The following is a 12,597-nucleotide window of genomic DNA, read 5'->3' as shown; positions in this document are numbered from 1 at the left end:
GTGTGGTGATAAAAAAAGCCCGGACATATAAATCCGGGCTTCAGGTAAATTTTTATAAAGCTCAATTACTGTATATCATCAAACTTTCCCTGATTCAAGTCTCCTGTATCAAACCCCTTTTTGAACCAGTACATCCGTTGTTTGGAAGTTCCGTGCGTGAACGCATCAGGAACTACATAACCTTGGGATTCCTTTTGCAATTTGTCATCACCAATGGCGTTGGCAGCGGTTAGTGCAGCTTCCAAATCTCCCGGTTGCAAAATATTACTCATTTTCTCTGCGTGATTAGCCCATACACCTGCTAAAAAATCTGCCTGTAATTCCAGTTTTACGGATAGTTTGTTATAGTCTTCTTCGCTCAAACGCTGACGTTGTTGTTGAAGTTTATCAGTAATTCCCATCAGATTTTGAACATGATGGCCAACTTCATGTGCCACAACATAAGCTACTGCGAAATCGCCCGGAGCATTAAATTTATCCCTTAATTCATCGCAGAATTCAAGATCGATATATACTTGTTGATCGGCAGGGCAATAAAATGGGCCCATTGCAGAGGATGCACCTCCACAAGCACTTTGCGAAGAATTTTCAAAAATCTGCAAGGTTGGCAATTTATAGGTACTTCCGTTTTCTTTATAAATTTCCGTCCAGACATCTTCGGTACTCCCCAATATGGCTGATACCATATCGGCAGTTTTATCATCAGGACGCGGACCTTCCGGGCGCGTTTGAACCTGCTGTTCTGACGACTGGTTATTTTGGATCGTATTCAAAATCGCTGACGGATCCTGTCCCGTTAAAAGGCCGATCACTACAACGATAATAACGCCTATACCGCCAACCGCAACCTTACCTCCACCCGACATGCCCCGCCTGTCATCTACATTTCCACTTCTTCGTAAATCCTGCCAATTCATAATAGTATCGTTTAAGTCTTTTGATTGATCTGTTTAATAGGACATTTATTACATTCGAATAGTCTTGTTACGAATAACCTGTAAATAATATGCCACGGGATTACAATTAAGTATTTTCATAGATCATTGCCAAAATTTATTTCTGCCGGCGAATTTAGCCATTACAAAGATCAGGGGTAATTTATCCTCAAATGTTGCCAACTATTACCCTCCAAATTTCTGATAGGCCTGTATTACTGCTTCACCAATTTAATTTTTGAAATCACGCTAATACAAATCCGGATATTGATAAACTACTTTCACAGATTTCTGTTGGAACTATGAAATTTATTTTGATTTGTTGAATTTCAAAGGTCTGTTAATTATCTAAATACTAATATATTATCGATTTTGTGAATTTACGTTTTAGCTTATATTCTGTTTTTAGATTAAAGTACTGCTTTAACTATAAATTCCAGTTTAATAGCCTATTCTGCCTTTACTTGTACGAAAAGTAGAGGATAAATAATTTCAAAAAACATATTCATAACAATATAATGGCCTTTGGAATGAAAATTTCACGTATAGTCCCATATCAATTATTTATTAACATGCTGCTAATGAAAATAAATGAATTTTATGACAAGGCGTATCTTTGGATTCTGGACAAAGGGCCGTCATTTTTGCTGGGTATTATAATACTTATTGTTGGTTTCTGGCTGATCAAAACGTTATCCAAATATATGTCTGCCCACATGGTCAGGAAAGAGATTGATCCCTCACTAACTCCTTTTTTGTTAAGCCTTACCATTACCGTTTTAAGAGTATTGCTGATCATTGCAGGTATGCAGATCATTGGTATACAGATGACCGTTTTCGCTGCATTAATCGGAGCAGTTGGCGTGGCGGCAGGTCTGGCTTTGTCCGGAACACTGCAAAATTTCGCTAGTGGAGTATTAATATTGTTGTTAAAGCCATTTCATGTTGGAGATAATATCTTAGCTCAGGGGCAGGAGGGGACGGTTACGGCAATCAAAATATTTTATACGATCATTACCACCTTCGACAACCGGAAAGTGGTAGTTCCAAACAGTAAACTTTCCAACGAAGTTATTATCAACATAAGCGGTTCCGGAAGCAGAAGGCTGGATATCGAACTTAAATTCAGCAATGCTATTGATTTTAAGGAGGTCAAAAAAATTATTGGAGGCATCCTGAACAATGCTCAGAATGCCCTTAAATCTCCTGAAAGAAGAATTGGCGTTTCTTCGATCGAACCTGACGGTTATAAAGTGATGGTCAATGTCTGGATCAATGCTCACGGTTTTATTGATACCAAAATGGCGGTTCAGGAACAAATTATGGAAAGTCTGAAATCGTCGGGTCTAAAATTACCGGGTATGTGATTTGTATGAGTTTCGCGTCAAAAACTTGTTTGAAATCGGAGATTGAGCAACACTACCGGCCATCTCGGAAACCCATACATCCAACTAATAAAATTATATATTAGGTCACTGAGTGGGGTTATTTAACACTGTTAGATTTTTTTTCTACTTTAAATTGATTAAAAAAATAAAGTTATTGACATTTCTGGAGTTGGTAAGAAGAACCAGACCTGGATTAACCAGATCTGATTCTGAAACCTAGCTCTGGTTTTTAAATCCAAATAAAAGGATCACCCGATGCCAGATGTGTAATTTTCACGTCTGGCAATTTTGGTTGCAGCCACTCTGCAAACCATTCCATACCAGGTTCTTCACTTACGGCATGTCCTAAAACAATTAACGAGATTTTTTGACCAAAACTTCTCGCATCCCGAATGTATTCAGCCGTTTCCCATTCTGATAATTCCCCAACAATGAGCACATCCGGTTTTTCTTTTTCAGCTGTTGAAACTTGCATCGGTCCGCCCCAGGCTCCGGGCAGTAGCGCGATCCGTTCGCAATTTTGATCCAAATCGCCAATAATTCTTAGATGAGAAATAGCTAATGATTTTTTAAGATGTTCCACCAGTTTTTGCAAAGAAACCGGCGGAATTTTGAGCATAACTTCACCCGTTTTAAAGTATGGCAGCCAGTTGGCTTTTTTTGCCACACCGTAACTCACAGCATCCGGTTTCAGGGAATGGCAGTAATCATGAAAACGCCAGATTACCATTTTATGTTTCTCAAGCAATTCCTGCTTCTGTTTCAGAACTGCATTGTTTTTTACCCAATCCGATTTGTCGTTGTGATTATAAAATGACGGCTCATGCGTGATGATAAAATTTGCATTGCGTTTGACAGCTTCTTCAATGATCGAAATAGTGGGAAACATCGTGGAAATAATTCCTGTTACAACCTGATCCGCCTTTCCAATTTTGATGGTATCGACAGTATCTTTCAAAGGAGTAAGTCCGCCCTCTTTTAATACGAAATCCATTACTTCCTGGACCGTCCATTGCTTTTTTACAGACCAGTTATTTTCTTTTGAGAATGCAGGACTCAGGCTTAGCAAAGCCAAGCCAGCAGCAGATTTGATAGAATTTATAATGAATTTTCTTCGGTCTAAACCAGAAAGGTCGGACGATAGAACTTGGTTTTTCATGTGGTTTGACTGGAATAGTTTAAAAGTTAATCAAGGTATATCTAAATAATTTCGCAGCCAATACCAGAAAGTTGTTTGCTTTAATTATTATTTAAACGGTCCGCTTCATCTTTTGATCCGGACGAGGTACTACGTAGATTTTTACCGAGATTACCTCCAAAAGATTTAAAGTAGGTCAGTTTGAATATGGGAGAAACGCGCGATTCAGTATTAAAAGCCACATGATTTTTTATACAAAAAGCCTCAGTTGTCAGCGTTCCGTAGTAGTTGTTGATTTGCATGGTTCTTAAAATATCTGAAACTGAAAATTGCAGACTTCCTCCATTTCCTTTCAGCGTTTTCTTTATTCCTGAACTAAGCATCCCAAATCCTCTGGTTTTGATCGACCCGTTATAGGATGTTCCATTGTACCATCCGGAAATCTCCATCGTAAAATTTTGCGGCAGTTTAAAGGTCTGGCTAAAATTTGCAGAATATCCAAAATACGTTTTTTCTACCGGAACCAAAGTATAGCTCACTTTGAAATTTCTTATCCCACCAACAAAACCATAATTCATTGTCCACCAGTCCTTAATGTTAAATGGTAAACTGGCCTGGAAAGTAAAGTTATTTTGAAAATCCGGATTTTGGGGTGACACGTAAAGCAAATTTCCTTCCGGTTTTTGAGTAATCTGATAGCGGGCAATCGGATGGTCGTCATGACTAAAAAGTATAGCAAAAGCATAATTTCGGTAATTGTAGCCAATTTTTAGATTATCAGTAACGGTTGGTTTCAGTAAAGGATTTCCGGTATAAACTGCGGTCGGATCGCTGTATGAAACATAGGAAGCAAGATCCGTGTATGAAGGACGGCTGATTCTTTTGGAATAAGAAAGCTGCAATTCATTATTTTCATTAAATTTTTTGGAAAACGAAATGTTGGGGAACAGTTTTCCAAGTCTGCGATCGATCGTGTTTATATTTGTTTTCGGATCGTCCATATGTGTCTGAGAATATTCAAAACGGGCTCCGAAATTGAGATTTATACTTGGGTCAGGTAGTGTGCTGAAAGAAATATAACCTGCGCTAATGCTTTCTTTCATCTGGATCTGGTTCCAGGTTTCAGAACGGTTTACCCATTTTCCATCGATAAGACTTTCAATTCCCGACAAACTTTTCCCTTCCGAATAAGTCTGTTTTATCCCGGTTTCCATTTTCATTTTTTTTGAAATCTGTTTGGAATAATCTGATTTCAAAACGCCAACTTGTATGGCAGTCCTGGCAAATCCCTGTTGAATTGGGGCAAATAAACTGTCATTAGTCCCTCCCTGCATACCGTCAGCATTTAGAAAAGAACTCTTGATCTGTGAGGGATTATTATTTTTGAAACGCAGGTAGTTGAGATCAAAATTCAGTTTTTCACCTGACTTTATTTCCTTTTCGAGATAAAGAGAAGAAACTAAATTTTTCCAGTGATTATTTCCGCTTATTTGGCCGTCAAATGTGAGAAGTGAATCGGGCAAAACATTATATCTGGCATGCGTTTCTGATACGGAAGATGAGTTGCTGGCATTGTAAATTACGTTTCCACCAATAGTCACCCTGGAATTAATTTTATAGTCGAGCCCGGCAGTTGAGTTATGATTATTCTGGGCGGTTCTGGTTGTATCATAAACAGTTACGGCAAGTTTTCCGCCCAGAACAGGCATATTCTGAGAACTATTGATGAACATATAACTGTATGTCCGGTCATGAGAAAAAGAGTAGGAGCCGTAGCTTCTGATTTTCTCCGTGTTTTTACTCAGGTTAAAACCAGCCATTCCTTTTTCACGATAGCCGTATCCGCCTGTAAGTGAAACCGAGCCGCTCATGCCCCGATCCCTGTTTTTCTTCATCACAATATTAATTAATCCACCATTCCCGTCGGCGTCATAGCGGGAGGGAGGGGAAGTCAGTAGCTCAATTTTTTCAATATCATTCGCACTGGTTCCATTCAGCAATTCCACTACTTGCGACAATGCCATGCGCATCAGTTTTCCATTGATCATGACCATAACTCCGTCTTTCCCATTTAAAGAAATGCTGTTGTTTCGATGATCAATCACTACGCCTGGTGAGCGTTCTAAAACGGCTAAGGCGGAACTTCCTTTCGTGAGAATACTATTTTCAACATTAACTACTATGCCTTCAATTTTCTGTTCGAATAAAGGTTTCTCAGCCTTAATCACAACTTCAGCCAATTGCCTGGTATCTTCAATAATCTTTCTCGTACCTAAATTAAAAGAAATTCCGGTGCTGGGAATTTCGAAAAGTTGTGATGTCCAGTTTTGAAATCCTACGGCAGTAAAACGAATAACGTACTTACCGGCCGGAATATCTCCAATTTGGAAATCACCTGTTTCACTGGTTAGTGACCCTTTGATTAGTGAACTATCGACAGGATTCAAAAGAATTACATTTGCGAAAGGGATTGGCTGGTCTTTTTTCGTGACAAACTTTCCGGAGATCTGACCAAATGTTTGCTGTACCAATCCGAAGAGGATCAGGTTTAAAAGCAGTAATTTCATGGTATGAATTGTTTTATGAAATGCTGTCAATCAGTACATTAGAAAAATCATGAAGCTGACAACGATCACAAAAAAATCAGGAACCTGGTTGAAGAAGAAATTGGATTGACGTTTGCAGGAAGCTATTTGACCAAATACACAAAATGGGTCAATCTTGTCTTAATTTTTAAAAAATCACAGATAAAAACCGTTTACATTTCCAGAAACGCATTTTGTCAATCAATAGCCGCATTTCATATTTTTGATAAAGAAAAGCGCTTGAAAATCATTACTTTCGAAACTGAAATTTGTGATTAATATTGAACAAGTTAACAGAATTCAATATCACAAACCGCTATCCGAATCCAGACTGAAAAATGATAACTGAAAGTACATCAAACCAACACTGGTTTTTTAAATATAAACTTTACCATATTCCATTCTGGTGTGCATATCAGTATTTGTGGTGGGTCATTGCTATCGGAAACCCTTTCAAGGCGGCTGACAATATTCTTTTTACAGCGATGTCTGTAAAATTTCTGTTTTATGTTGTTTTTCAGGTCCTGGCTGTTTGCTTCAATCTATATTATCTGATCCCGAAATTTCTTGAAAAAAGCAGGTTTACTGAATATGTGATTTATCTGCTTTTGACAATTATGGCGGCTTCCTTACTCATTGTTCCGGGTTACTATCTGGCTGCTTTTTTTGCCGGAAAATCGCTCAATGAAATGTATGGGCCCAATGGAAGTTGTTTATATTTTTTGTCCACAACATCCTTGCCTTCAACCTTGGCGAGCATGACCCTGGCGATGAGTATCAAGCTTACTAAAAACTGGATCCAAACGGAAAATCGCCAGCGGGAACTGGAAAAGGAAAAACTGGAAACGGAACTGAAATTTTTAAAAAATCAGTTTAACCCTCATTTTCTTTTCAATACAATCAATTCCATCTTTTTCCTGATTCATAAAAACCCGGATATGGCCTCGGATGCCTTGGCAAGGTTTTCCGAACTTTTAAGATATCAGCTCTACGAGTGCAACGATATCCAGATTCCGCTAAGCAGGGAAATTGATTACATGAAAAATTTTATTGAACTTGAAAAACTACGGCAGAACGATAACATAGAAATTGGTTGCAGAATGAATGCGATCGATTCCGGGAATTTGGGTATTGCCCCGTTCGTTTTAATGATTTTTGTTGAAAATGCTTTTAAACATGTATCCAGGAATAGCGGAAAAACGAACTACATCAGTATAAATTTGGAGCTGAATAATACGCATCTGAATTTTTCAGTTTTTAACAGTACTTCGCCTAAATTGACCAGCGACTTGATTCAATATGGAGGAATTGGACTAAAAAATGTAAAGCGAAGACTTGATTTGATATATTCCGGACAGTACGCGCTTGATATACAAAACAATGATTCAGATTTTGAGGTAAAACTTTCCTTGAATCTTTCCGAACTTGTGATTCCTAAATTTGAAGAAATTGCTGCCTGATCCTCAAACTGCCCTATTATGTTGAATTGTGTGATTGTTGATGATGAACCGCTGGCAAGGGAAGGTATCGCCAATTATGTACGGGAAATTGATTTCCTGCATCTGACAGGCACCTGTGAAAATCCGGTTGAACTTATAAAAATGCTGGATGAAAATCCTGTTGATTTGATTTTTCTGGATATCCAGATGCCGAAAATGAGTGGAATTGATTTTTTGAAAATTATTAAAAATCCTCCGCTTGTCGTGATTACAACCGCTTTCCCAAGTTTTGCACTGGAAAGTTTTCAGTTGGATGTTCTGGATTATCTTCTGAAACCAATCACTTTTGAGCGGTTTTTCAAAGCAGCTTCAAAAGCCAAAGAGTATCATCAGTTGATAAACAGAGATATTACTAACGGAAATTCTCCGGAAGCAGCAGCGGATTATTTCTTTGTCAAATGCGGAAATAAATATGAAAAGATCATCCTGGCCGATATTCTTTTTATTGAAGGAATGCAGAATTATGTCACAATTTATACTGACAAAGGAAAATTTGTAACCTTACTTTATATGAAAAACCTTGAACAGAATCTGGATAGCCGCTTTTTTATCCGTGTTCATAAATCTTACATCGTTTCGGTGAACAGGGTGGAAGGTATTGAAGGAAATGAAATTTTTATTCAGTCGCACCGGATTCCTGTAAGCCGAAATCACCGTGAACAGGTTTTGAAGCAGATTGTGAGCAAAAATTTGTGGGTTAAATAAATATTCTACTTCAACTCAACTTTCACAAATTCGTAGTTGTTTTTAATATTCTGATTTAAAAAAGTCCCTTTGGAGTCTGAAGCTTTCATCGCTTCATAGACTTCCAAAAGGACTTTTTTATAGTCATAAACCATCCCGGAAACATAAATAACTCTTAATATTTCCGTTTCATCAACATATATCATTTTTGCAACAACGGATGACGGCATTTCTGACAAACGATTTATTTAAAACTTTCCAGTTTATTCTTCAAATCTGCAACAAGGTTTGAGCTTGTATGAGACGAAGTTAAAATAGTATTTGCATCCGACGAGTCATCATAAAACTCGTTGTTCGCTTTTTCATCAACAGATAAAGCGGCCCCATTCAGCGTGATACCCGCAAAAAGTCCTTTACTGCGTGAATAGGAGTACACTTCTGCCTCTAACTTGTAATCTGTTTGGGCCGACGAACTTCTTCCAACAGGTCCTGCCGCTACTGATAAATCACCGCCCAATGTAAAACTGCCTTTTCCAATTTCTGTAAGCGTTTTACTGCTTTTAAAAACCAGAATTAAATCGGTAGCCTGCACACCAATTTGTGCGCCAACACTGCCACCCGTAATGGTTACGAAAATAGGGTCGCTCCATTGCCCGTTTGTTCCTTTTATCATCGCAATACCTTTGCCATGTTTTGCTCCAACCAACAATCCGGCGTTAATCATTTTAGGTACAATGATAATTCCTTGCGAGAGTGTCATCAATTGTGCCGGTATGTTTTCTTTCATCTGGCTGAAATCATTTAAAACAGATGTAGCTGCTTTTATTTTATCATCTTCTTTATCCTGTGCAAAAGCAGGGGTGAAGGATGCAATATTGACAAGCATGGCAACCTGGAATATCTGAGAACTTAATTTCTTAATAAGCATGGTAAGTTTGGTCATATTTTAAACGAGTGGAAATACTTTCGCATTTGTATAAATGCTTAAACTATCGTGCCTGAGGTGTTTTTGGTTTTTTGGAATGAATTTTGGTTGTGATGATTTCGGAAAATATGGCTGGGAAAATTATCGATCCCCCAGGTTGAAACCTGGGGCTACCATGTCGGTCATGCCTACGGCATTTTGTTTTTGGTTGTGATTAGTTAAAATGGGTGTCGCATACACGAAAAAAAGCCCTGCAACGGTTAGCAGGACTTTTAGTATTTTGAACATTCAATGTGGTTGCAAACTTATTTTGGCTGTCCTTCTTTGACTTGATTTGTAAAATCCGGTGAAGGTTTGAAAAATGGAATGAAGCTTGCAGGCACCATTACCGAAGATTTCAATGAAATGTTTCTGGCGATTTTCGCCGCTCTTTTTTTGACAATAAAACTACCGAAACCGCGGATGTAAATATTTTCACCTTCACTCATCGAGTCTTTAACCGTTAAGAAAAAGGCTTCAAGGATTTGTTCAGTTTCCTCTTTTTGTATTCCGGTCATTTCGACCAGTTTGGAAACGGTTTCTGCTTTCGTCATTTGCTTAATTTTTAGGGTCGTTGTTTTACAAAGCTACAATTTTGCCTTGAAATAGAGCACTTTAATCGTAATTAGCAATTTAATTTTTTTGTTTGGCGGTTTAATTTTTCTCAAAATTACATTTTGGAAAATACATTCTGATTTAATTCCAGCTTTTCAACCGATTTTGGATATCCTCACTTCCAATACTTCCTTTGCGAAGAAAAATTATATGTTTTCTATAACGATATTATAGTGCAATTGTTGTCCTAACACCATAATCCCGGTGCTGAATCGTTCGGAATATAAAAATTGTCCTGTAAAATTTTCCACCGGAGTTTTCAAACAAAATGACTAATAAATAGCCGAAAATATTGTCCTTTCACTAAGGAGTTAGTTGTAATCTGATGGCAATTTATAAAGTCACATTTCGGAAGTTTTATACTCTTTTAAAGGCAACATGTTTATAGTAAAAGGTTGTATTTTTCTTAGGATTTTAAAAATCAGGTTGCCTTTATGTAAAGAAATGATCACTAAAAAATTGCTCGGTTGCAAGAGGTTCTGATCATTCAGGTTTTCTGCTGACATGTTATAGAGAAAACATTAGTTATATTTGCTGTTCTGAAAAATTGAAATTTGAAAAATGGCTGTACAGAAATATAATGACCGTGTGAAAGTAAAAGTTAAGAATCACCCTGATATCTGGATGATCCTGGAACACGAAAACATCAAAAAGGGCGCAACTACCAAATTTACTGGTAAGGTGAAATGTAGAAATACAGTAACCGGCGAAGTGAAATTTTTTAGTGAAAACAGCTGTGAGCTGGCTTAAAAGTATCATCGCTGATTTTTAACTTATTTATATTGAAAACTGGTAGCCGACAGCTGCCGGTTTTTTTGTTTTTGTATCAATTTGAAAAATGAATATGTAGAAGTCAGGATATGACAAGGAATAGTAGATTTTGAAGGATCGTCATTTTTACTATTAAATCCCTAATCCTGAAATCAATGAAACGAATTCCATTCCTTCTGCTCTTATTTTTTGTTCATTTTTTACAAGCGCAAAACACCGTTGAGAATTATGCAGTCGATCCTGCATCTGAGGAGCAGCCTAATGTTCCCAAAGGCGAGGTTTTGAAATTTACATTTGAGAATTCAAAAATATTTCCGGGAACCTGGCGTGAATACTGGGTGTATATTCCGGCTCAATATAAAGCCGATAAACCTGCTTGTGTTTATGTCAACCAGGATGGAATTCAGTGGAAGGCGCCAACGGTTTTTGATAATCTGATTCACAAAGGAGAAATGCCGGTAACTATTGGCGTTTTTGTCATGCATGGAAAAGTAAGAGCAGAATATTCCAATGAAGCTCTTGACCGGTTTAACAGGAGTTTTGAGTTTGACGGATTAGGAGATTCTTATGCGAGATTTATCCTGGATGAAATTTTACCCGAAGTAGAAAAGCAAAAGACAAGTGATGGCAGGGCGATAAAATTATCAAAAAATGGAAACGACCGTGCAATCGGCGGGTCAAGTAGCGGAGCGGTTTGTGCTTTTACGGCAGCCTGGGAAAGGCCGGATGCATTTACGCGGGTTTTCAGTGCGATCGGAACTTATATAGGTTTGCGCGGCGCCGACCGTTATCCGATTTTAATCCGAAAATACGAGCCAAAACCGTTGAGAATTTATATGCAGGATGGCAGCAATGACCTCAACATATACGCTGGCGACTGGTGGATGGCAAATCATACAATGCTTCGGGCTCTGACTTTTTCGGGTTATGAAGTGAATTATCAATGGGGTGTGGGCGGCCATAATGGTAAACAGGGAACGGCAGTTTTTCCCGCTGCGATGCGTTATTTATGGAAAGACTGGCCAAAACCGGTACCAGTTGGAAAAAGTCAGAATCAGTTTCTTTCAACCTTATTGAAGCCAGAACACAGCTGGGAATTAGTTGGAGAGGGATATAGATTTACCGAAGGCCCAACTGTTAATCAAGCCGGTGATTTATTTTTTCAGGATATTCCAAATGGTAAAACCTATAAAGTTGGGAATACTAATAAGGTAGAAATTGTAAACGAAACTTCATTTAATGCGACCGGAGCAGAGTTTGATAAGGAAGCTAATCGCTACGAAGTTGCCCAAAAAGCATCATCTATTGTTAAATATTCTCCGGATGGAAAAAAGGTGGATATTGCTACCAATATCGTCGGGAATGATTTGACGGTCGCCAATAATGGAAATGTATACGTGACTGTACCAGATGGCAAAGAAAAACCATCTTTGATTTTTCTGATCAGGCCAAATGGAGAAAAAGTGGAGGTAGATAAGGGTTTGCTTTATGCCAACGGACTGGCACTTTCACCGGACCAAACATTATTGTATGTTACGGAATCGGCCTCGCATTGGGTTTATTCCTATCAGATTTTGAAAGACGGAACGTTGGGAAGTAAACAAAAATTCGGTTGGCTGCATGTTCGGGATGCCGATGAAAATGCCTGGGGAGATGGCCTCACCTGCGACCGTGACGGCAGGATTTATGTGACGACAAAAGCAGGAATTCAGATTCTGGATCAGACTGGCAGGGTAAATGCCATTTTGCCAACACCCAATGGAAATGCATCAAATGTAGCTTTTGGAGGAAAAGATTTTGACATACTTTATGTAACTGCAAACGATAAAGTATACAAACGTAAGCTGAATACGAAAGGAGCAAATAACTGGGACAAACCAAATAAACCCGAAGCGCCTAAATTGTAAGATTTGAGTTTAGCTATTCGTACAGGATAAGCCGGATAATTAAAAGATAATCTGCACTTAACATTTGCTTAGATTTCCCGGGATAAATTTGATCTTTTACAGGATGTTGAA

At 38.2% G+C, this 12,597-nt stretch carries 11 protein-coding genes; 5 read left to right on the top strand and 6 right to left on the bottom strand.

Annotated elements, in window-relative coordinates; all coding sequences use genetic code 11:
* Positions 1-65: 65 nt before the first annotated feature.
* Complete coding sequence (locus FZF08_RS06305) at positions 66-917, bottom strand: neutral zinc metallopeptidase (protein ID WP_159467778.1); 852 nt, start codon at positions 915-917, stop codon at positions 66-68.
* Positions 918-1,516: 599 nt separating this feature from the next.
* Here FZF08_RS06305 and FZF08_RS06300 point away from each other — a divergent pair.
* The gene (locus FZF08_RS06300; protein ID WP_159467777.1) at positions 1,517-2,302 is read left to right on the top strand and encodes a mechanosensitive ion channel family protein; all 786 of its coding nucleotides are present in this window, start codon (positions 1,517-1,519) and stop codon (positions 2,300-2,302) included.
* A gap of 250 nt (positions 2,303-2,552) precedes the next feature.
* On the opposite strand, the gene FZF08_RS06295 is transcribed toward FZF08_RS06300, so the two are convergent.
* Positions 2,553-3,482, bottom strand: a complete 930-nt coding sequence (locus FZF08_RS06295; RefSeq protein ID WP_229216434.1) for a Nif3-like dinuclear metal center hexameric protein — start codon at positions 3,480-3,482, stop codon at positions 2,553-2,555.
* A gap of 80 nt (positions 3,483-3,562) precedes the next feature.
* Positions 3,563-6,028: a TonB-dependent receptor domain-containing protein gene (locus tag FZF08_RS06290; RefSeq protein WP_159467776.1), complete on the bottom strand. Its 2,466-nt coding sequence runs from the start codon at positions 6,026-6,028 to the stop codon at positions 3,563-3,565.
* A gap of 356 nt (positions 6,029-6,384) precedes the next feature.
* Between FZF08_RS06290 and FZF08_RS06285 the strand changes: the two genes are divergently transcribed.
* Complete coding sequence (locus tag FZF08_RS06285; RefSeq protein ID WP_159467775.1) at positions 6,385-7,506, top strand: sensor histidine kinase; 1,122 nt, start codon at positions 6,385-6,387, stop codon at positions 7,504-7,506.
* A gap of 18 nt (positions 7,507-7,524) precedes the next feature.
* The gene (locus FZF08_RS06280) at positions 7,525-8,250 is read left to right on the top strand and encodes a LytTR family DNA-binding domain-containing protein (protein ID WP_159467774.1); all 726 of its coding nucleotides are present in this window, start codon (positions 7,525-7,527) and stop codon (positions 8,248-8,250) included.
* Between the two features lie 5 nt (positions 8,251-8,255).
* Here FZF08_RS06280 and FZF08_RS06275 read toward each other — a convergent pair whose 3' ends face one another.
* From FZF08_RS06275 to FZF08_RS06265, 3 genes are all read right to left on the bottom strand, one after another.
* On the bottom strand, positions 8,256-8,459 hold the full coding sequence (locus tag FZF08_RS06275) for a KTSC domain-containing protein (RefSeq protein ID WP_159467773.1): 204 nt from the start codon (positions 8,457-8,459) through the stop codon (positions 8,256-8,258).
* Positions 8,460-8,473: 14 nt separating this feature from the next.
* Positions 8,474-9,172 carry a lipid-binding SYLF domain-containing protein gene (locus tag FZF08_RS06270; protein ID WP_229216433.1) on the bottom strand — a complete coding sequence of 233 codons (699 nt, stop codon included), beginning with the start codon at positions 9,170-9,172 and terminating at the stop codon, positions 8,474-8,476.
* 287 nt (positions 9,173-9,459) lie between these two features.
* Positions 9,460-9,747: an HU family DNA-binding protein gene (locus FZF08_RS06265; RefSeq protein WP_159467772.1), complete on the bottom strand. Its 288-nt coding sequence runs from the start codon at positions 9,745-9,747 to the stop codon at positions 9,460-9,462.
* 622 nt (positions 9,748-10,369) lie between these two features.
* Here FZF08_RS06265 and FZF08_RS06260 point away from each other — a divergent pair.
* Together FZF08_RS06260 and FZF08_RS06255 are read left to right on the top strand one after the other, a co-directional pair.
* Positions 10,370-10,558, top strand: coding sequence for a hypothetical protein (locus tag FZF08_RS06260; RefSeq protein WP_159467771.1), 189 nt, complete (start codon positions 10,370-10,372; stop codon positions 10,556-10,558).
* Positions 10,559-10,734: 176 nt separating this feature from the next.
* Positions 10,735-12,486: an SMP-30/gluconolactonase/LRE family protein gene (locus FZF08_RS06255; RefSeq protein WP_159467770.1), complete on the top strand. Its 1,752-nt coding sequence runs from the start codon at positions 10,735-10,737 to the stop codon at positions 12,484-12,486.
* Positions 12,487-12,597: the final 111 nt, after the last annotated feature.

The sequence above is a fragment of the Dyadobacter sp. 3J3 genome (assembly GCF_009801115.1).
Taxonomy (GTDB): domain Bacteria; phylum Bacteroidota; class Bacteroidia; order Cytophagales; family Spirosomataceae; genus Dyadobacter.
Note: the sequence above shows the minus strand (reverse complement) of the source record. Positions and strands in the feature narration are given on the sequence as shown.

Coding starts and splice junctions, on each gene's coding strand:
- FZF08_RS06285 (WP_159467775.1), top strand. CDS start 6,385: ATGATAACTGAAAGTACATCAAACCAACACTGGTTTTTTAAATATAAA.
- FZF08_RS06270 (WP_229216433.1), bottom strand. CDS start 9,172: ATGACCAAACTTACCATGCTTATTAAGAAATTAAGTTCTCAGATATTC.
- FZF08_RS06290 (WP_159467776.1), bottom strand. CDS start 6,028: ATGAAATTACTGCTTTTAAACCTGATCCTCTTCGGATTGGTACAGCAA.
- FZF08_RS06295 (WP_229216434.1), bottom strand. CDS start 3,482: ATGAAAAACCAAGTTCTATCGTCCGACCTTTCTGGTTTAGACCGAAGA.
- FZF08_RS06255 (WP_159467770.1), top strand. CDS start 10,735: ATGAAACGAATTCCATTCCTTCTGCTCTTATTTTTTGTTCATTTTTTA.
- FZF08_RS06260 (WP_159467771.1), top strand. CDS start 10,370: ATGGCTGTACAGAAATATAATGACCGTGTGAAAGTAAAAGTTAAGAAT.
- FZF08_RS06275 (WP_159467773.1), bottom strand. CDS start 8,459: ATGCCGTCATCCGTTGTTGCAAAAATGATATATGTTGATGAAACGGAA.
- FZF08_RS06280 (WP_159467774.1), top strand. CDS start 7,525: ATGTTGAATTGTGTGATTGTTGATGATGAACCGCTGGCAAGGGAAGGT.
- FZF08_RS06265 (WP_159467772.1), bottom strand. CDS start 9,747: ATGACGAAAGCAGAAACCGTTTCCAAACTGGTCGAAATGACCGGAATA.
- FZF08_RS06305 (WP_159467778.1), bottom strand. CDS start 917: ATGAATTGGCAGGATTTACGAAGAAGTGGAAATGTAGATGACAGGCGG.
- FZF08_RS06300 (WP_159467777.1), top strand. CDS start 1,517: ATGAAAATAAATGAATTTTATGACAAGGCGTATCTTTGGATTCTGGAC.